We start from the raw sequence: 19,703 nt of genomic DNA on the forward strand, positions 1-19,703 counted from the left end.
CGGGACCTCGCCCATCCTAGGACTCCGCGTGGGCCCCCGCTGGGCCGATAGGTTGCAGGCATGGATGTCGCCGCCCGCCTCGCCGAGCTCGATCTCGACGCCCGCCTCACCCTGTTGGGAATCCACGATGCCGATCGCGCGGGGGTGTCGGCCATGGTGCGCCACGTGCAGGCCGATGCGGACGACCGGGCGGTCGTCCAGAGTCTGGTCGACGACGTGCTGCTGCCGCAGATCGGCAACTACCTCGACTACTCCGACCACCCGGGGTTCCCCGACGAGACCAAGGCGCACCCGCTGGGGGCTGGGGTCCTGCCGATCGTCGCGTTCATCGCGGTGGCCGACGAGGTGCACGCCGCCCATCAGGTCCGCGGCATCGACGACGAACTGTCGTGGAGGTCGCTCAGCGATCTCGGCCACCAGGTGGCCAAGCATCGCTGGGTGTACGGCGAGGTCGGCCTGCACAACCAGGGCTGGCTGCGCAACATCTTCTGCGACGGTTTCCTGTGGCTGGAGCGGCTCGAGTTCGAGCTCTCGCGGTGGACGATCGACGGCCGAGACGAGGTGATCGTCAACGTGCACATTCCCGACGCCGGTCCGCTGGCCCCCGAGGTGGTCGCCCGCGACTTCGCGCGCGCCGGCGAACTGTTCGAGCGCTTCTACCCCGAGGTCGGGGCGCTGCGGCTCTACGGCTGTCACTCCTGGCTGCTCGACCCGGTGCTGCCCACGCTGGTGCCGGGGTCGAACATGGCCGCCTTCCAGCAGTTGTGGGAACCCGGCGAGACCTCACCCGGTGACCGGGACGCGTACTACTTCGGCTTCAACATCGAGCCCGAGGCGGGGCGCGACCTGCCATACGGGTTGGACGACCTGCCCACGGCTTCGCGCCTGCACCGGGCGATGGTCGAGCACTGGCGCTCGGGCGGCCACTTCGTCGACGTGCGCGGCACGATGCCCATCGAGCGCTGGCGTTCCTGACGCGTCACTCGGACGACGCGCGCGCCGCCGTCTTCGGGTCGGGCTCGTAGGGCGGCTGCTGCCCCTTCCACCCGGGCGCGTACTTGGGCAGCACGACCCACAGCCAGGCGCCGCCGAGCAGGGCCAGCACGCCGGTCGCTGCCGTCGCGACCAACAGGCTCGCCGCCGCGGTGATGGCGCCGACGACGGCGGGGCCGGCCAGCACCCCCGCCCCGGTGATGGAGTTGTAGAGCCCCATGTGGGCGGCCCGGCGGAAGGCCGGGGTGAGGTCGACCGAGAGCGTCTTCACGATGCCGGAGCCCAGCGCGTTGCCGAACGAGATCACCATTCGGGCGACGACGTACCAGGCGGTGGTGCCCCAGACCAGGGCTCCCAGGCGGTCGACCTGCGAGAGCAGGACGAAGCCGATGCCGAGCCCCAGGCAGCACAGGCCGCCCATCACGGCTCGTCCCCAACGGTCGAACAGCACGCCGGCCGGCAAGAACAGGACGATCTCGAGCGCCATGCCCAGGGCGAAGATCAGCGAGATCTGCTTGGGGTCGAGCCCGAGGTGCTGCCCGACCAGCGGCAGCACCACCGACAGGTTCTGGCGGGCGATGATCAGGCCGGTCAGCCCGATCCCGACCATCACGATGGCGCGGACGACGTGCCCGTACAGGCCGCCTCGGGTGCCGGTGGCTGCCGAGGTGGGGGCGGCGCTTCGTCCGGTCGAGGGAACGAGGAAGAGGAAGACCATCGCCGCGGCGGTGGCCATCAGCACGACCCGCAGGGCGTAGGAGCCGGTGAAGCCGGCGAACGCGTAGGCCCCGGCGCCGAGGGCGGGCCCGATGACGCCACCGACGCGCATCATGCCGCCGAAGAAGTTCATGGCGCGGCCGCGCAGGTGGTGGGGGAGTTCGGCTCCGAGGTAGGTCTGGCGGCCGAGGTCCCACACCTCGGCGGCGATGCCGTCGAGCACCAGCAGGCCGATGAGTCCGAGGCGGGTGGCGGTCGACGGGCCCTCGTGCAGCAGCCAGATGCCGCCGGCCGCGGCCGCGATCGACAGCCCGGCGGCCATCAGCATCGCCGGACGCTCGCCGGTGCGCTCCATCAGCACACCCAGCGGGATCGGGCCGACGATGGCGGTCAGGCCGATGATTGAGATCAACAGCGCCGCCTGGGCGGTGGAGTAGCCCAGCTGGATCGCGATCAGGGGAATCATCGGGATCAGCGCCTGGCCGCCCGCCGACGACAGCATGCTCGGCACGTAGACGGGAAGGGCGAGCCGCTTGATCAGTGGCGTCGCCGAATCCTGCATGGTCCCAGTCAATCACGATCGACCAGGGTTCTCTTGACGTCAAGAGATCTGAGAGCCAGAGGTTCGAGGCGGCCACGGGAACTGAGACCACAGAGGTCCGATCCGGGGCGGCGCATCGAAAAGTGTGTGACATGCGCACCTGAACGGGGGTTCACAGCTCGAACGGGACGCGAACCCCGTTTCGGACGCGCGTTTGACACCTTTCGGGAGGGGTGCCGATGGCGGCGGGTGGGCGAGCGCCGGCGTTGCCCCGGCTCGAAGGGTGCCCGACGGAACTGATGTGTCCGGGCCGTCACGCGGTACAGTCGGCGCACACCTCAAGAACGCCGCGGAAGGACCCCTCGATGCTCGCTGAACCCGCAGACCAGCTTCGCCTGCTCGACCTGGCGGCGATCGATGCGCAGATCTCCCAGAACGAGCACCGCCGCACCCACCTGCCCGAGCTGGCGCAGTTGCAGGAGCTCTCCACCGAGCGGCGGTCGGTCGACGAGGAACTGGTCGCCGCCGAGGTGCGCCTCTCCGATGCCCAGGCCGACCAGGAGCGGGTCGAGGGTGACCTCGCCCCCGCGCGCGACCGCCTGGCCCGCAACCAGCAGCGGATCGACTCGGGTGCCGTCTCAGACCCCAAGGCGTTGCGGGGGATGGTCGAGGAGACCGAGCACCTCAAGGGGCGCATCTCGAAGCTCGAGGACGATGAGCTCGAGGTGATGCAGGTCATCGAAGACCTGACGGGTGAGCGCGACGCCATCATCGCCAAGCGCGACCAGGTCAACGACCGTGCGCGGGTGGTGATCGGCAAGCGGAATGCCGCCCTGGCCGAGGTCGACCAGCGGGCCCAGGAACTCGCGACCGAGCGTGGCCAGCAGCTGACGACCCTGCCCCAGACGCTCCTGGGCGAGTACGACACCCTGCGGGCCAAGCTCGGCAGCGGTGCCGCCGCCCTCGAGAAGGGTCAGTGCTCCGGGTGCCGCCTGCAGGTCAACGAGTCCGACCTGCGCAGCTTCCGGCAGGCACCCGCCAACCAGGTGCTGCACTGCGAGGAGTGCGGGCGCATCCTCGTCCGCACCCCCGACTCGTTCAGCTGAGTCGCCGCGGGGCCTGACGGCTCGACCGACCATGTGATTGTCTGGCCGGGTACACCCGCCATTCAGGAGGACGCATGCCCGCCCGTCATTTCCGCGCCGACGAGGGTTTTCCCGCAGCCATCAGGGGCGGGTTCGAGAAGCTGTGTGACGAGCTGGGCGCCCCGCTGGAGTTCCCCGACGACGTGATCGCCGAGGCCGAGCAGGTCGTTCGCGACGGGTACGACCGCTCCCGCACCTACGCCGACCTCACCGACGTGCCGTTCGTGACCATCGATCCCGAGGGATCCATGGATCTCGACCAGGCGATGTACATCGAGAAGACCGAGGGCGGGTACCGGGTGCTCTACGCGATCGCCGACGTGGCCGCCTGGGTCGCTCCCGGCGGCGCGATCGATGCCGAGGCGCACCGCCGCGGCCAGACGTTGTACGCCCCCCATCAGCGCTTCCCGCTCCACCCACCCGTGCTGAGTGAGGCCGCGGCCTCCCTGCTGGCCGACGGCACTCCTCGTCCGGCGGTGGTGTGGCGGCTCGATCTCGATGCCCGCGGCGAGGTGACGGCCGCCAGCGCCACGCGATCGCTGGTGGTCAGCCGCGAGAAGCTCGACTACCCGACCGAACAGACCAAGCTCGACAACGGCACCGCCGGGCCGGTGATGCAGTTGCTGCGCGAGGTGGGCGACCTGCGCCAGCAGATCGAGGTCGAGCGGGGCGGCGTCTCGCTGAACCTGCCCGAGCAGGTGGTCGACATCACCGACGCGGGGCACTGGCAACTGACGCACCGCTCGACCCTGCCCAACGAGAACTGGAACGCCCAGATCTCACTGATGACCGGCTTCGCGGCCGCCCAACTCATGCTCGACGCCGGCGTCGGCATTCTGCGCACGTTGCCCCCGCCCGACGACGAGGTGATCCGCCAGCTGCGCCGGGTGGCGCAGACGCTCGGGTTGCCCTGGCCCGACGGCACCTCGTACGCCGAGTTCGTCGGCGGCCTCGATGTCACCAACCCGGTGGCCCAGGCGATGATGATGAGCTGCGTGCGCCTGTTCCGCGGCGCCGGGTACACCGTGATCGAGCAGGGGCTGGCGCCGGACGAACTGGTGCACGGTGCGCTGGCGGCCAACTATGCGCACACCACGGCCCCGCTGCGTCGGCTGGTCGACCGGTATGTGCTGGAGGTGTGCGTGGCGCTGTCGGCCACCGAGCCGGTGCCGCAGTGGGCCCTCGACGCCCTGGCCGCGCTGCCCGAGGAGATGGCCGATTCCGACCGCCGGGCCAAGGCCTTCGAGCGCGGCATCACCGACCTGGTCGAGGCGCTCGTGCTGCAGCCGCGAGTCGGGCAGGTGTTCACCGGCGTGGTCATCCAGGTCGATGCCAAGCGCGCGGGCCAGGGAATCGTCTCGATCGTCGAGCCCGCCATCGAGGCCAGGGTCACCGGTGACGTCGAGCTGGGCGACGAGGTGCGCGTTCGCCTCGTCGAGGCCGACACCACCACCGGCAAGGTCAGCTTCCAGCTGGTCTAGACTGGTTCCTCGGACGAGTCGGCCGGGTGATCGCGGCAGGAAACTGTCGAGGAAAGTCCGGGCTCCTCAGAGCAGGGTGGTGGGTAACACCCACCCGGGGTGACCCGCGGGACAGTGCCACAGAGAACAGACTGCCAACCTCGGTTGGTGAGGGTGAAACGGTGGTGCAAGAGACCACCAGCGCCCCAGGTGACTGGGGCGGCTCGGTAAACCCCACCCGGAGCAAGACCAGACAGAGCGTGTTCGAGGGCTGCTCGCCCGAGCGCTCGGGTAGGTTGCACCACTTCGGTGGAAGGCGGCTGGCAACAGTCGTCGCAGATGGATGATCACCGGCGCATCGCGTCACAGAACCCGGCTTACAGGCCGGCTCGTCCCCCATCTGTTCGGCAGAAAGATCCCGGACGAGGCAACCGCGCGCTCGGGTGGCGGCGTTCATGGAGCGGAAGACCCCTCAACGAATCCCTCAATGACCGATCGTCAGGAGACCCCCATGAAGACCCTCACCCGCCGCACTGCCCTCGTCGCCAGCCTGGTCGCGGTTCCCGCCGCCGTCCTCATCGGAGTGCAGGCCGCTCAGGGCGAGGCACTGCCGAACGAGGCGCCGGCGCCCACCACCACGGCCGTTCCCGACTCCACGGCTGAGCCCACCACCGGTCCCGAGGCCACGGCCGTTCCCAGCACCGAGCCCGCGCCGACCACCATGCCCGAGCCCACGACTCGTCCCAAGGGACTGCCGCACACAGGCAACTGACTGGGGCAACTGCCCCGGGTCACTGATCGGGTAACCGATCAGTCGCGACTCAGGGCAGCACGGGCGCCGGCCCATTGGGGGCCGGCGTCATGCCCTCCATCGGCACCGTCAGCACCTCGGCACCCGAGGGCGTCACCACGATCGTCTGCTCGAACTGGGCCACCCGGGAACCGTCCTGGGTGACGACGGTCCAGTCGTCGTCCCACTGCTGATTCCTCGCCGAGCCCATCGCCAGCATCGGTTCCACGGTGAAGGTCATGCCCACCTCGATAGGGGTGTCCAACCGGGGCTCGTCGTAGTGCAGCACCACCAGGCCGGAGTGGAACGAGGTGTGCACGCCATGGCCGGTGTACTCGCGCACCGACTCGTAGCCGAAGCGGGTCGCGTACGACTCGATCACCCGACCGATCACAGACAGCGGACGCCCGGGCTTGACCGCCCGAATGCCGCGGTTCATGGCCTCCTGGGTGCGCTCGGCCAACAGGCGCGACGGCTCGTCCACCTCGCCGCAGTAGAAGGTGGCGCAGTTGTCGCCGTGCACGCCGTTCTTGAAGGCGGTGACGTCGATCTTGACCAGGTCACCCTCCTCGAGCGGGCGGGCGTCGGGGATGCCGTGGCAGATCACCTCGTTGACCGAGGTGCAGATCGACTTCGGGTAGTTCCGGTAGCCCAGCGTCGACGGGTAGGCGCCGTGGTCGAGCATGAACTCGTGCGCGACGCGGTCGAGTTCGTCCGTGGTCACCCCGGGCGCGATCGCCTTCGCCGCCTCGTGCATGGCCTGGCAGGCGATCCGGGACGACTCCCGCATGAGTTCGATCGTCTCCGCGGACTGCACGTGGCTGCCCGTGTACGGTGAAGGAGCCCGCTTGCCCACGTAGTGGGGACGCGTGATCGACGCCGGCACGGGTCGGGTGGGACTGATCGCATGGGCCACAACAGGATTCACCCGAGTGATTCTACGGTCCACGACGAAGGAGCTGAGCCATGGCCGACGAGTACTACTACTGCCTCACCCACAAGACCGTCGAACCCGCCGAGGGATGCAAGGCCGCCGACCGACTGGGCCCCTACGCCTCGGCGGACGATGCCCGGCGCGCCCTCGACCACGTCGCCGAGCGCAACGATCAGTGGGACAACGATCCGACCTGGAATGACGACGAGGACGGCGACGGCGATCTCGACGAGGACGACCGTTCCTCGGGGTGGGGCCCCTTCAAGAACTGAGCGACGCCTGTATCGGGCGACCCCCCGTCAGGCGACCGGCCTCAGGCGCCGACCTTGATGCTCGCCATCGAGCGGTCGACCTCGGCCTGAGTGCCGGCGTCGTCGATGGTGGCCGAGTTCACGTACACGCCCATCGACTCCGGGTTGCCGGTGTCGACCACGACGACGTCGACCGTGTCGCCCTTGATGTCGCCCTGGTCGTCGACGTAGATCTCGGAGCGAATGTGGAAGGCCTGGTGCCCGTCGATGGTGAGGGCCTCTGCCTTGACGTCCTTGCGGCCGGTGAACCCGCGGTAGTAACCCGAGCTGGCGAAGCAGCTCATCATCACCTTGGCGGCGGGCTCGGGCGCCTCGAAGCCGTCGGCGACCCGCAGGGCGCCCACCGCGTTGACGCTCATCCACCGCGAGGTGATCGACTTGATCTCGGCCGAGGTGTCGTACATCCACGGCAGGCTGAAACCGCTCCGGCTCCAGCCCAGCGACTCCACCGAGATCTCGCCGCCGACGAGACGCCCGTTCTGCACGTTCTTCGAACTGCCGCCGGGGCCCTCGGGGCAGGCGACCTCGGTGCCGCCCGACGACTCGGGATTGGTCGGCGTGGGCGTCTGCGTGGGCGTGGAGGTCTCGTCCCAGCCCGAGACGGTGGGGGTGGACGAGTTGGTGTCCTCGGGAATGGTCGTGTCGCCACCCGTCAGGCCGCGCACCACGAAGAAGCCGATCAGCGCGACGACCAGCACGCCGACGATCGCCAGGATCAGCTTGCCCGCGCCACCGGATCGCTGGGGACCCTGCACCGGGCCACCGGGAGGCGGCGTCTGGCCGGGGTTGGCCGTGGTCTCCTGACTCCACTGGGCGCCGTTCCAGTACCGGAACTGCCCCGGTTGTCCGGAGGGGTCGGGGTACCAGCCTGACTGTGACATGGGGCCAGTCTAGGAGTTGACCGGGATCACCCGACCACCCGCACCGATGCGGCGGCCGTCTCGACCGGATTGCCGTACACCGGCTGGTCGATGGGCGACATGCCCTTGAAGAAGGCCAGCTTCTGGTCACGGCCCACGTCGAGCACGATGATGTCGAGCCGGTCGCCCTTCACCTCGGGATAGGTGGTGTCGCGCACCTCGCCGGTGAGCCGCCACCCCTGCCGACCGTCAATGGTGACCGCCTGCTGCGAGAGCACCGTGTGGCCGGCGTAGCCGGGGTAGTACTGCGAGGAGGCCTCGCAACTGAAGATGCGACTCGCGGCCGTTCGTGGGTCGGTGCCGAAGTCGGCCTTGTCGATCTGGCCGACCGCCACCCCCGCCACCCACGAGCGGGTCACGGTGGTGGTCTGCCCCGCCTGGTCGTCGGCCCAGTCGACCAGGGGGGTGTCGTCCACGGGCCAGTCGGGCACGGCCTGGTAGGCGATGCCGCCGCCGACGATCCAGTCGCCCTCCACCGGGTTCGGGTTCACCTCGCGCAGCACGACGCACGTCTGCTGGGTTCCCCCCGACTCCTGCGGCTGGGTCGGCGAGGGGGTCTGCGTGGGAGTGGAGGTCTCGTCCCACTGCGAGACGGTGGGGGTGGACGAGTTGGTGTCCTCACCAATGGTGTCGCGACCCGACAGGCCGCGGACCAGCAGGACGACCACGACCGACACCGCCAACACGCCGATCACCAGGGCCCACACACCCCAGCGGGAGCCGGGACTCGTCCCCGACGTGCCGGTGCCCCGCGAGCCCGGGCTGCCCGGCGGTGGCGTGGACGCCGGGTCGGTCGTGGTCTCACTGCTCCAGGCCCGGCCATCCCAGTGGCGGAAGCGCCCGGGAATGCCCGATGGATCTGGGTACCAACCCGGCTGCGACATGCCACGAGTGTAGGCAGCGACCGGTGGGCGACCGTAACGCAGTTGTTACACGAGGCAGGGCAGACTGACCCCATGAACAAGCAGACCGAGTTCGTGCTGCGCGCGATGGAGGAGCGGGACATCCGTTTCGTGCGGCTGTGGTTCACCGACGTGTTGGGGTCGCTGAAGTCCGTGGCGATCGCCCCGGCCGAACTCGAGGGCGCCTTCGCCGAAGGGGTCGGCTTCGACGGTTCCGCCATCGAGGGCTACGCCCGCGTCTACGAGGCCGACATGACGGCCAAGCCCGACGCCAGCACCTTCTCGCACCTGCCGTGGCGCCAGCAGCGCCGCGGCACCGCGCGCATGTTCTGCGACATCACCCTGCCCGACGGCTCCCCGAGCTACGCCGACCCGCGCTACGTGCTGAAGCGGGCGATGAAGAAGGCCTCCGACATGGGGTTCAGCTTCTACACCCACCCCGAGATCGAGTTCTTCCTGCTCAAGGACACCCCTCCCGGAGCCCCGATCGAACCACTCGACCAGGGCGGCTACTTCGACCACACCACGCTCGGCAAGGGCACCGACTTCCGTCGCGACGTCATCGAGATGCTCGAGCAGATGGGCATCTCGGTCGAGTTCAGCCACCACGAGGCCGCACCGGGGCAGCACGAGATCGACCTGCGCTACGCCGACGCGCTGACCATGGCCGACAACATCATGACGTTCCGCTGCGTGGTCAAGGAGGTGGCGGTCGCCTCGGGCATTCGCGCCACCTTCATGCCCAAGCCGTTCTCTGACCATGCCGGCTCGGGCATGCACACCCACCTCAGCCTGTTCGAGGGCGACACCAACGCGTTCTACGACGCCACCGACGAGGCACGCCTGTCGAAGACCGGGCGCCAGTTCGTGGCCGGGCTGCTGCACCACGCCAAGGAGATCACCGCCGTCACCAACCAATGGGTGAACTCCTACAAGCGGCTGATCGGTGGCGCCGAGGCGCCCAGCTACGTGTGTTGGGGACGAAACAACCGCTCCGCCCTGGTGCGGGTGCCGATGTTCAACCAGGAGAAGCCGTCGTCGGCGCGCATCGAACTGCGCTCGCTCGACTCGGCGGCCAATCCGTACCTCGCGTACGCCCTGATCTTGGCGGCCGGCCTGTCGGGCATCGAGCAGGGGCTCGAACTGCCCGAGGAGGCCGCCGACGACGTCTGGCAGCTCAGCCCCCGGGAACGCGCCGCCATGGGCATCGACGAACTGCCACGCAACCTCGACGAGGCGATCCGGGCGATGGAGTCCTCCGAGCTGGTGGCCGACACCCTGGGTGACCACGTGTTCGACTTCTTCCTGCGCAACAAGCGGGCCGAGTTCGAGGAGTACCGCTCCCAGGTGACCCCCTTCGAGGTCAACCGCTACCTGCCGCTGCTCTGAGCGTGAGGTCCGCTGCCGTTGCCGTCAGCGGTGGGCCCATGCCCGGCGCGCAGGCGCCAGGGGTACTGGCGTCAGGGGTACTGGCCTCAGGGGTACTGGCGTCAGAGGCGCTGGCGTCGTCCGAGATCGATGACCGGCAGCATCCGGGCGAACGCGTCCACGTGGGCGCCCGAGGCGTAGCGGTCGACGTCGTCGCCGGTCCAGGCCCGCAGACCGACGGCCACCTCGGTGAACAGGCGCACGGGCAGTTCGATCACATTGGGCGGCGTGCCGCGGGTGTGCGTGGGCCCCTCGCCGAGGGCACTGAGCTGCACGGCCGCCGCCGGCGGCACCCTCACCTCGAGCGTGGCTCCCGGGTGACGCTCACCCAGGGCCATGGTCAGGGCGCGAGTTGTCTCGGTCAGGGCCGCGACCGGCGGGGTGCACCCGTGGCGCAGGGCGACGGCCACGGCGTCGACCAGGGCCCCGCGCAGGTAGTCGACCAGCCGGGCCACCCCGAACAGGGTGTCGACGGCGGTCGGCAGCCGCTGCTGGTCGAGTTCGGTGCGCAGGTCGGCCAGCAACCGGCGGGCCTGCTGGGCCAGGGCGGCGGCCGAGTCCTTCCCGAGCACCGAGCGGGCCACCTCGGTGAGCGTCTGCTCGGCCCGCTCGCGGTGGGCGAGGTGGGCGGCCCAGCCCTCGGGTCGGGTGGTGGTGGGCGCGGCCAGCGTCTGCAGCGCGTCGGTCAACAGCACCATGGCTCGTCCGGCGCGGTCACGCAGGTCGCGTTCGTTCACCGGCGACTCCGACGGGCCGGGCGAGGCGGGCACGAGTGCCTCGAGCGTGGCCGTGAAGGCAGCAATCACCCGACGCAAGGCTTGGTCCTGCTTCGCTGCCACGATGGTCACCTCGACGAGACTAGGGATGTCGGGTGTCCCGGAGTTGTCTCGCGGGTTACCGACATCCAAACGACTGCCAACCGGTTGAGCATAGGCTCATCGTGTGAGCCGGATGTCAACGACCCCAGGTGAGCTGGCGCGGCGCGGGTTCCTCGATGCCACCGCATCGGCCGCGTTGGTCGAGCGATTGCCGTGGCCGCAGGACGGGGGCTGGCTCGACCTGTTCGATACCGTCGCCGACCCAGATCTCGCCCTCGCCTCGCTGGTGCGGCTGTTCGACGAGCACCCCGAGTGGGCCGATCGGCTCACCCCGGACGAGCCCCTGACCCACCGTCTGGTGCTGGTGCTGGGCGGCAGTCAGGCCCTGGCGCAGCACCTGCTGCAGCAGCCGGGCGACCTCGAGGTGCTCGCGGAGGCACCGCGCCGGCACCCGGCCGCCGACATCGCCGGCGCCGTGCTGGGGGCGTGCACCGCCGACGGGCTCAGCCAGACGCAGGCCATCGACGCCCTCAAGCTCGCGAACCGGCGTGAACTGGTGCGCATCAGCGCCCGCGACCTCGGGCACCCCGAACCAGAACAGGTGCTGCCCGACATCGCCGCCGAGTTGGCCGACCTGGCCGACGCGGTGCTGCAGGCGGCCCTCGAGCTGGCCCGCCGCGAGGTGGTCGGTCACGAGGCCACCCGGCTGGCGGTGATCGGCCTGGGCAAGACTGGGGCGGGCGAGCTCAACTACATCTCCGACGTCGACGTGCTGTTCGTGGCCGAGCCCGGCACCGACGCCGACGGGGCCGAGGTGAGCGCCGATGAGTCGATGCGGGTCGCCACCCGGTTGGCCGCCGCGCTGACCCGCATCTGTTCCAGCCACACGGCCGCCGGCAGCATCTGGCAGGTGGACGCCGCCCTGCGCCCGGAAGGGAAGGCGGGGGCGCTCGTCCGCACGTTGTCGTCGATGCGCGCCTACTACGAGAAATGGGCGTCGAACTGGGAGTTCCAGGCGATGCTGAAGGCGCGGGTCGTCGCCGGTGACGCCGAGGTCGGCCAGGGTTTCCTCGACATCGTGCAGCCACTGGTGTGGCGGGCGGCCGAGCGCGAGCACTTCCTGGTCGAGACCCAGGCCATGCGTCAGCGGGTGATCGACACGATTCCCGCGAAGGAGGCCGACCGCGAGATCAAGCTGTCGTCGGGGGGACTGCGCGACACCGAGTTCACCGTGCAGTTGTTGCAGTTGGTGCACGGACGAGCCGACGACCGCCTGCGGGCCCGGGACACCCTGGGGGCCCTCAAGGCCCTGGTCGACCACGGCTACATCGGCCGACACGACGGCATGGAGCTCGGCACCGCCTACCGCTTCCAGCGGCTGTTGGAACACCGCGTGCAGTTGTACCGCCTGCGCCGCACCCACCTGCTGCCCTCCGACCACGACGGTCTGCGGCGGCTGGCCCGCAGCGTGGGGCTGCGCGGGGGAGACGACGAGGTCACCGCCCAGTTCCGACAGTCGGCGCAGAAGGTGCTGAGGCTGCACCGACGCATCTTCTACTCGCCGTTGGTCGAGGCGGCCACACGCATCTCTTCCCAGGAGATGGCGCTCAGCCCGCAGGCCGCCCGCGACCGGTTGCGCGTGCTCGGCTTCTCCGACCCCGATGCGGCCTTGCGGCACATCCAGGCGTTGACCAGCGGGTTGTCGCGCGGCGCCGAGATCCAGCACCAGCTGATGCCGGCCATGCTCGGCTGGCTCGCCGAAGCCCCGTCGCCCGATGCTGGCCTGCTGGCGTTCCGGCAGGTCAGCGAGTCGCTCAGTTCGTCCCCGTGGTACCTGCGCACCCTGCGCGATTCGGGCACCACGGCCCACCGGCTGGCGACCATCCTGTCGAGTTCCCGGTACGTGGTCGACCTGCTCAAGCGCGACCCCGAGGCCGTGCAGCTGATGACCGATGACGCCGATCTGGTGCCGCGTGACCTCGAGCCGCTGGTCACCTCGATGCGGTCGGTGATGCAGCGGCACGCGGATATCGACGACGCGGTGCGCGCGATTCGTGCCCAGCGGCGGCGCGAGTTGTTCCGCATCTCGGTGGCCGACCTGTTGGGGCTGGTCGACCTGGCGACCGTCGGACGAGCGCTGAGCGCGCTCACCACGGCCACCGTGCACGTGACCCTCGAGGCCGTGGCCCGCGACGTCGACCGTCCGCCGTGGGTGGGTGTGCTGGCGCTCGGCCGCTGGGGAGGTCGCGAGCAGAGCTACGGATCCGATGCCGACGCCATCTTCGTGCACGCCGATTCCGACGACCCCGAGGCCGGCTCGAAGGCGACCGCGATGGTCGCCAAACTGCGGCAACTGCTGGGCGCCCCCGGCTCTGACCCGGCGCTGGCCATCGACGCCGACCTGCGGCCCGAGGGGAAGTCGGGGCCGATGGTGCGGTCGGTGTCGTCCACGATCGCCTACTACGGACGATGGGCCGACACCTGGGAGGCGCAGGCGCTGTTGCGGGCCGAGTTCGGCGGGGGCCACCGGGACTCGGTGGAGCGGGTGCTCGCCGAGGTGAGTGGACTGCGCTGGCCCGAGGGCGGGCTGACCCGCGCCCAGGTGTCCGACATCCGCAAGTTGAAGGCACGCATGGAGTCGGAGCGGCTGCCCCGAGGTCAGGATCCCCGACGCCACCTCAAGCTGGGCCCGGGCGGGCTGAGCGATGTCGAGTGGACGGTGCAGCTGCACCAGCTGCTGCACGCCCACGACCATGCGGACCTGCGCACCACCTCGACCCTGCAGGCCCTCGAGCGGTTGGCGGACGACCGGCTGATCGACCCGCTCGATGCCGAGAAGCTGGCGCACAGTTGGGAGCTCGCGAGCCGGCTGCGCAATGCCATCGTGCTGACCAAGGGCCGAGCCAGCGATGCCATTCCCACCGATGCCCGCGATCTGGCGGCGATGTCACACCTGCTGGGGCGCGGATTCGGGCAGGCCTCGGAGCTGTTGGAGGAGTGGAGCCGGGCGGCGCGGCGGTCGGCGCGGGTCACGGACCGGCTGTTCTGGTCCCGCAGCTGACTCCCACCTGACACATGCGTGACCCCGAGCCCGTGGTCAGCGTCGCAACACGTGCCGCAGCTGGGGCAGCGGCTGCGGGGTGCCGTCGCTGGTGGCGGGATGGCCGGCATCGCGCCACTGGCGCGCCAACTCCTGCAGTTGGGCGAGTTCGGTGCGCACGGCGGCCTCGCGGGAGTCGCTGGAGAATCGGTAACTGCCCGACCAGGGCTGCGGCAGGTCGTCCACCGTCTGACCGTGCAGGTCCTCGAGCACCTGCGACAGGGTCGCCATGGCGGTGCGGAACCTGATCCAGCGGTGCGCCGACAGGTCGAACTGGGAGAGGCGTTGTCCGGCCCGGTCGCCCCGTTCGGAGAGGGCGCCGATGACCGCAGGGGGCATGGCCAGATTGAGCCCACCCTCGCCCGGATGCATGGACACCTCGACGATGCGGTCGCGGAACCCGGGCACCTCCATCTGCAGTTGGTCCGACCAGTCCTGCCACGTGCGGCGCACTCCGGCGAACAGGCCGGCGACCGAGGTCACCGGCAACGAGCGGACGAGCCGCTGCCCCGTCTGCGGCAGCTGGTGCACGTCGATGTCGGGGTAGTCGGGATGGGCGTCGTGGAGGTTGATGCCGAAGGTGGGACGCGTGGGCAGCAGCCGGTCGAAGAACTGCATGGGGAAGTTGTTGGCGATGCCGCCGTCGGAGAACCAGTCGACGACGAGCTCGCGCTTGCCCGGTCCGCGCGAGAAGTCGATGTGGTGCAGGGGCACCGCGCAGATCAGCACCGGGAAACTCAGCGAGAGCCTGGCCAGCATCACCACCGGCAGGTCGGCGGCCTCGGGCAGCTTCATCACCCGCGTGCCGGCGTGGCGGGGGCAGACCATCGAGATCACCCGGTCGGCGTCCCGCGCCTGGGTGGCCGGTCGAGCGGTGGCGGCCAGGTGGGCCATCACCGTGTCGGGGAAGTAGTCGGCGAGGCACCGCGGGCAGAAGTGGAAGACGTCGCTGGTGAAGGGCATCTGGTAGGGGCGGCCCTGGTTGAGGCAGGTGGTGGTGGTGACCAGCGTGACGTCGGGATCGAACTCGACCCACGCGGCCGGATTGTGGTTGTCGGCCCGGCTGAGGCGCCGGTGCACCTCGGTGGCACGTTCACCCCACAGGTCGCCCAGGGTGAGCGGACGACCGTCGGCGCTCAGTCCGGCGGTCTCGTTGATGGTGCGGGTCAACCAGTCGGTGAGCGGCAGACTCTGGCCCGTCGGGTCGTGACCGTTGACCAGCCCGAACCCCCGCCGGTTCATCTCGCCGAGGGTCGAGGTGAGCATGGCCCGCGCCGCCAGCACGAGGCCGACGATCACCACGACCGCGAGCACGAGCAGCGCCAGCACGAGGCTGACCACCAGGGCGGCCGGGCGCAGCGGGTCGCTGCCGAGCACGCCCGAGGCCAGCAGCACCAGCCCGGCCAACACGACGACCGCCACCGCCACGGGTGCCCAGAACAGCAGCGGGCGGGAGCGCACCGAGGCCACGGCCACCCGTCTCACCTTGCCGGCGGTGGTCGGCGCGGCCAGCGCGCCCATCACGAGGTCGAAGGCGGCACGCGTCTCGGCCATCGGTTGGAACAGCCCGAGCAGGTGGTGGCCCAGGAAGTCGGGCAGCTGCGCCAACCGGGGGTAGCCCACCTGGGGGTCGGACGAACCCGACGAGCGGCCGTGCTCGGCGGCGGCTGCCAGGGCGGCGGCGATGGCGCCCGCCGACGATCCGCCCAGTTGGCGCACCCGGTGCTCGGTGGCCAGGCGGCAGACGGCGAGCGGGTAGACCACCCCCGAGGTGATGCCGCCCTTCATGATCACGTCGCATTCCTTCTCGGGGTATGGCCGCTCGGGGTACTGACCGTCGGGGCGCAGGTACGAGGCCGGGTCGTCGAGGGCGGGCAGGGTGGGCATCAGGACTCCTCGAGGTGGGTCTGTTTGAAGGCGTCGACGACCTGCCGGCACATCGCTGAGTACGGGGCGGTCGGGGCGCAGAAGGCGTTGAGTTCGGCGAGCTCGTGGGTGAACCGCTCGCGCAAGGGTGCGGTGAGCCCACGTTCGGCGATGTCGGCGAGGATCCAGCTCATCGTCACCAGATGGGAACGGACGAGTGTGAGCTGCGCGGCTCGGGCCGCGACCAACCCCTGCCGCTGCAGGGCGTAGACCTCGATCGAGGCGCGGCCCATGGGGCTCAGCTTCTTGGCCCCGCGCCGGGTGGGGCGGGCCTCGACCTCACCGTCGCGGATCGACCCCGGAGCCTCGACGAACTGCAGGTGGCGGGCGGGGTCGTCGAGGTAGGGGTGCAGCAGCAGTCGGGGTTCGTCCGTCTCCTCGCCCGGCCGACTGGCGCGACGGCCCTCGTCCGCGACCGGGAACTGGTTGGCCTTGCCGGCGGTGGCGCGCTGGTTCTGGGGGAGTTCCTGGCTGCGGGGCCGATTGCAGTCGCTGCACGACGGCAGCAGGTTCGTCCACGTCGATGCGAGCCACCAGTACCCGGGGGCCTCCATCCTGCGCACCAGCACCCCGTCGACGGTGCGTTCGCGCACCACCTGTCCCTTGGGGCGGAAGTGTTCGACGTCGAGGGGTTGGGTGGCGCCGTAGTAACTCTCGCAGTAGGCGCACTTGGCGGCGAAGGCCGAGGTGAGGGTCGCGCGCACGTCGTCACCCTTGTAGGCCTTGAAGGTGCCGGTCCACGAGGCGGCGGCGTGGTCGGGGTCGTCGTAGAAGCTCACCAGGGCGTCGCGTTCGCGCTGGCTGGTGACGCTGGTCAGGCTGGCCGGTTCGGGCGGGCAGGTGAGCCTGATCATGGCGTCTCCTGCGGCAGCGCCTGCTCCCACAGCGAGCGCAGTTGCGACTTCACCTCGGTGCGCAGCACGGTGGCATCGCCCGTGACGCGGCGTTCGGCGAGGAACCCGTCGGCGGCCTCGAGCACCAGTCGTTCGCGTTCGCTGGTGCCGAGTTGGCGCAGGCTCACCAGTTCGGCGTCGATGGCGGCCAGCCGCGTCTGCTCGTCGGCGTCGGGATGGGGGAGAGCGCGCAGGGCGTAGTACTCCTTGAACAGGTCGTCGACGTGCGGATCCTGGGTCGAGCCCAGCCCGAAGTGTTCCGAGGTGAGCAGTTGCTCGACCCGCAGCCCCTTCACCGAGGGCAGGTCGGTGAGGCTGACCACGTCGCCATCGGGGTTGCGCAGGATCACACTCACCTCGCCGTCGCCCAGCCCGCGCAGACACAGCGGGTCATGGGTGCTCGCCAGGAACTGCATGCGGGGGAGCACCCGCCGCAGGGCGTCGACCACCCGCATGCGCCAGCGCGGGTGCAGGTGGGTGCCGAGTTCGTCGATGATCACGATGCCCTCGGCCGTGGCCGGCGACGACCACAGTGAGAACGCCGTCGACAGGATGTCGGCGGCCAGCACCATCATGGTCTGGTAGCCGTCGGAGAGTTGGTCGAGGGGCTCGCGGCTCTTGCCGAACCGCACCCAAATGGTGCCGCGGCGCCGGTTGCGCTCGAGAAAGGTCTGGTCGTCGAGCGCCAGCAGCAGGCGCATCGACGCGGCCACGTCGGCGAAGGTGGCGTCGTCGAGGTCGGCGAGCCAGGTTGCGGGGTCGACGAGGTCGTGGCGGGGATCGAACAGGTTGGCGACGTTGGAGACCCCGGACTGGCGGACGGGGGCCGACGACCCGCGCAGTCGCATGGCGCCGTAGCCGAGCACGACCGCCTGCGGTTCGGAGGTGCCGCCGAACTCGTCACTGTCACGGTCGAAGGTGAGCGTCACCGGGTCGGGCAGCCCGGTGAGCCACACCTTCACCCAGCCGCGCCGACAGCCGCGACGCAGCACCTTGGCGGGAGTCAACCCCACGCTGGCGGTGAGGGAGCGTCGGTGGTCGGCGCCGACCATGGCCAGGGCCACCGCCATCAGGATGCTCGACTTGCCCGATCCGTTGTCGCCGAGCAGTACCTCCCACGGTGCCGTCGTGGTGGTCGAGGCCGTCAGGTCGAGTTCGAGATGCCTGATCGGACGAACGTTGTGCAGCTCGATGCGTTCCATCCACCGGGTGGCGGCGTAGTAGTTGGCCAGATGGGCATCGCCGGTGGTGGCGCCCGGGGTGGGCTCAAGGCTGACCTGCTGGCGCGCGGTCTGCGACTGCTCGAACCCGGCCTTGGCGCTCGTCCGGGTGCGGGTGTCGTCGGTGACCAACTGGATGCGCATGGCGTGGAAGCTCTCGCGGTCGTCGGGCACGTAGCCCACCGTGGCGAGCCCGGCCGTGACCTCGGCCCACACCTGGGCGCGGGCCTTGACCAGCGCTCGGCGGTTGAGGGCCAGCACCTCGATGGTCGCGATGCCGCGTGCGTCGGTGCTGGCGACGGTACCGTCGGCCTGGAAGACCAGCAGTCGGTACGGGTCCTCGAGGTGGTCACGCGGGTTGACCAGCAGGGGCTGTTCGGCGCTGAGCTGGTCGTCGGGGCCGATGCGCTCGCCCACCACCGGGAAGCGGGCGCCCTTGTGCTTGATGCAGTCGGTGCAGGCGAGGATCAGGTTGGCCCACGTGTAGGCCAGCCACCAGTAGTGGTCGGGGCTGACCGAACCGTCGCTGCCCAGGGCATCACGGGGCGGGCGGTAGTGGTCGACGTTGTCGACGGTGGCAGGTCCCAGCTCCGACTCGCAGTAGCCGCACTTGCCGCGGAACATGCGCGTCAGTTCGTCCAGCACCTCGGGGGCGGCGAACAGGGTGGGGTCAGGCGGGGGCCGCCTCGCCGCGGACGAGGAGCCCGGATCGAGCGCGGCCAGCGCTGCCTGCACGCGCGCGGAGGTGACGTCGAGGATCGACGGTTCCCGGCCGATCTCTGCAAGGATCATGGTCCCCCCGAACCCGGTCACCTGCGTGGATGTTGGTCGCAGTGTCCGCCGGGGTCGAGGGGCCTGTCAAGGGTTGGTGGTCACCGTTCTCGGGGCGGTGGTCACAAAGAAAAGACCCGCCCTCACGTGGAGGAGCGGGTTGGTGGACGAGACATGAGCAGCAACCTGCGGTTCGAGCAAGGTCACCAGCCGTGAGGCTTGCGGATGCCTGCCACGTTGGAGGGAAGTTGGCACTCAATCCAGTCCGCGGGCTGCATGCGACGCCACCAATGCCCACCCACCCCGTCGTGAGGTTCTCCCCGCACTGCGCCGGCGAGTGGGCGGTCCGACGGGTTGATGACTCCCACGGGAACGCGTTGACGAGCCACCGCCACCGGCAGGGCCAGATCGGAGTCATTCGAAAGGACGACTGCGGCGTCGACACGACCGCTCGGCACGTCTACCAGCAAGTGGGTGGCGACGTTGACGTCCGAACCCTTCTCCTCCCGTTTGCGGACCGCGGCCAACATCACTCCGTCGCGGTTGCGTCTCAGCGGAAGACCATCAGACCAAGACAACTCATGGCCTGGGTCCTCCAAAATCCGTGGCTTGCGAGAGCCGACTGGATCGGGCGTGAGGACTGATTCGGCAGCCCTCGAAGAGTAGAAGCCCTCGGTGGCCTCATCGACGGAACCCGATGCCTTCGACGCCTTCAGGTAGAAGTCTGGCCGGTGCGTGTCGAGTGGGTCGTCCAGGGGCGACGCAGGAGCGTCGACGCGACGTGCTGAGAGGTGGTTCCAGTCGAGCACTAGGACACCGGTTACAGGCATGGCG

General features: G+C 69.9%; 15 protein-coding genes and 1 other RNA gene. 8 read left to right on the forward strand and 8 right to left on the reverse strand.

Translation table 11 applies throughout. The features are described 5' to 3' along the window. The first annotated feature begins 60 nt into the window (after nucleotides 1–60). A complete protein-coding gene (locus tag ACSDQ9_RS10485; protein WP_435146747.1) occupies nucleotides 61–975 on the forward strand; it encodes an acyltransferase domain-containing protein in 915 nt (304 codons plus the stop codon). Nucleotides 976–979: 4 nt separating this feature from the next. Here ACSDQ9_RS10485 and ACSDQ9_RS10490 read toward each other — a convergent pair whose 3' ends face one another. Next, entirely contained in the window at nucleotides 980–2,272 is a 1,293-nt protein-coding gene (locus tag ACSDQ9_RS10490) for an MFS transporter (RefSeq protein WP_435146749.1), read from the reverse strand. Nucleotides 2,273–2,616: 344 nt separating this feature from the next. On the opposite strand from ACSDQ9_RS10490, the gene ACSDQ9_RS10495 reads away from it, so the two are divergent. The 4 genes from ACSDQ9_RS10495 to ACSDQ9_RS10510 all read left to right on the forward strand — a co-directional run bounded on the left by ACSDQ9_RS10495 (nucleotide 2,617) and on the right by ACSDQ9_RS10510 (nucleotide 5,628). After that, on the forward strand, nucleotides 2,617–3,357 hold the full coding sequence (locus tag ACSDQ9_RS10495) for a zinc ribbon domain-containing protein (RefSeq protein WP_435146751.1): 741 nt from the start codon (nucleotides 2,617–2,619) through the stop codon (nucleotides 3,355–3,357). Between the two features lie 74 nt (nucleotides 3,358–3,431). Further along, nucleotides 3,432–4,877, forward strand: a complete 1,446-nt coding sequence (locus ACSDQ9_RS10500) for an RNB domain-containing ribonuclease (RefSeq protein WP_435146753.1) — start codon at nucleotides 3,432–3,434, stop codon at nucleotides 4,875–4,877. 14 nt (nucleotides 4,878–4,891) lie between these two features. Continuing rightward, nucleotides 4,892–5,252: RNase P RNA component class A (rnpB, locus tag ACSDQ9_RS10505), an RNA gene on the forward strand. A 91-nt stretch (nucleotides 5,253–5,343) separates the two neighbouring features. Next, complete coding sequence (locus tag ACSDQ9_RS10510; RefSeq protein WP_435146755.1) at nucleotides 5,344–5,628, forward strand: hypothetical protein; 285 nt, start codon at nucleotides 5,344–5,346, stop codon at nucleotides 5,626–5,628. Between the two features lie 49 nt (nucleotides 5,629–5,677). On the opposite strand, the gene map is transcribed toward ACSDQ9_RS10510, so the two are convergent. Further along, nucleotides 5,678–6,574, reverse strand: a complete 897-nt coding sequence (map, locus tag ACSDQ9_RS10515) for a type I methionyl aminopeptidase (protein WP_435146757.1) — start codon at nucleotides 6,572–6,574, stop codon at nucleotides 5,678–5,680. A 38-nt stretch (nucleotides 6,575–6,612) separates the two neighbouring features. Here map and ACSDQ9_RS10520 point away from each other — a divergent pair, with 38 nt between their 5' ends. Beyond that, nucleotides 6,613–6,852, forward strand: coding sequence for a hypothetical protein (locus ACSDQ9_RS10520; RefSeq protein ID WP_435146758.1), 240 nt, complete (start codon nucleotides 6,613–6,615; stop codon nucleotides 6,850–6,852). Between the two features lie 41 nt (nucleotides 6,853–6,893). On the opposite strand, the gene ACSDQ9_RS10525 is transcribed toward ACSDQ9_RS10520, so the two are convergent. Both ACSDQ9_RS10525 and ACSDQ9_RS10530 read right to left on the reverse strand, forming a co-directional pair. After that, on the reverse strand, nucleotides 6,894–7,772 hold the full coding sequence (locus tag ACSDQ9_RS10525; RefSeq protein WP_435146760.1) for a DUF2510 domain-containing protein: 879 nt from the start codon (nucleotides 7,770–7,772) through the stop codon (nucleotides 6,894–6,896). A 26-nt stretch (nucleotides 7,773–7,798) separates the two neighbouring features. After that, nucleotides 7,799–8,695 (reverse strand): DUF2510 domain-containing protein, encoded by an 897-nt coding sequence (locus ACSDQ9_RS10530; protein WP_435146763.1) that lies wholly within the window; start codon nucleotides 8,693–8,695, stop codon nucleotides 7,799–7,801. A gap of 105 nt (nucleotides 8,696–8,800) precedes the next feature. Between ACSDQ9_RS10530 and glnA the strand changes: the two genes are divergently transcribed. Beyond that, nucleotides 8,801–10,102: a type I glutamate--ammonia ligase gene (gene glnA, locus ACSDQ9_RS10535; RefSeq protein WP_435146859.1), complete on the forward strand. Its 1,302-nt coding sequence runs from the start codon at nucleotides 8,801–8,803 to the stop codon at nucleotides 10,100–10,102. 101 nt (nucleotides 10,103–10,203) lie between these two features. On the opposite strand, the gene ACSDQ9_RS10540 is transcribed toward glnA, so the two are convergent. Beyond that, entirely contained in the window at nucleotides 10,204–10,989 is a 786-nt protein-coding gene (locus ACSDQ9_RS10540) for a sterol carrier family protein (RefSeq protein ID WP_435146764.1), read from the reverse strand. Between the two features lie 103 nt (nucleotides 10,990–11,092). On the opposite strand from ACSDQ9_RS10540, the gene ACSDQ9_RS10545 reads away from it, so the two are divergent. Next, entirely contained in the window at nucleotides 11,093–14,020 is a 2,928-nt protein-coding gene (locus tag ACSDQ9_RS10545; protein WP_435146766.1) for a bifunctional [glutamine synthetase] adenylyltransferase/[glutamine synthetase]-adenylyl-L-tyrosine phosphorylase, read from the forward strand. Between the two features lie 36 nt (nucleotides 14,021–14,056). Here ACSDQ9_RS10545 and ACSDQ9_RS10550 read toward each other — a convergent pair whose 3' ends face one another. Genes ACSDQ9_RS10550 through ACSDQ9_RS10560 form a run of 3 tightly spaced genes read right to left on the reverse strand, consistent with a single transcriptional unit; the run spans nucleotide 14,057 to nucleotide 18,890 of the window. Then, entirely contained in the window at nucleotides 14,057–15,946 is a 1,890-nt protein-coding gene (locus tag ACSDQ9_RS10550) for a patatin-like phospholipase domain-containing protein (RefSeq protein WP_435146768.1), read from the reverse strand. Further along, nucleotides 15,946–16,839: an HNH endonuclease family protein gene (locus ACSDQ9_RS10555; RefSeq protein WP_435146770.1), complete on the reverse strand. Its 894-nt coding sequence runs from the start codon at nucleotides 16,837–16,839 to the stop codon at nucleotides 15,946–15,948. The genes ACSDQ9_RS10550 and ACSDQ9_RS10555 overlap by 1 nt, the downstream gene beginning before the upstream one ends. Next, nucleotides 16,836–18,890, reverse strand: a complete 2,055-nt coding sequence (locus ACSDQ9_RS10560; RefSeq protein WP_435146772.1) for an AAA family ATPase — start codon at nucleotides 18,888–18,890, stop codon at nucleotides 16,836–16,838. Before ACSDQ9_RS10560 ends, ACSDQ9_RS10555 begins: the two co-directional genes overlap by 4 nt. Between the last annotated feature and the right edge of the window lie 813 nt (nucleotides 18,891–19,703).

The sequence above is a fragment of the Aestuariimicrobium soli genome, from assembly GCF_051192575.1.
Taxonomy (GTDB): domain Bacteria; phylum Actinomycetota; class Actinomycetes; order Propionibacteriales; family Propionibacteriaceae; genus Aestuariimicrobium; species Aestuariimicrobium soli.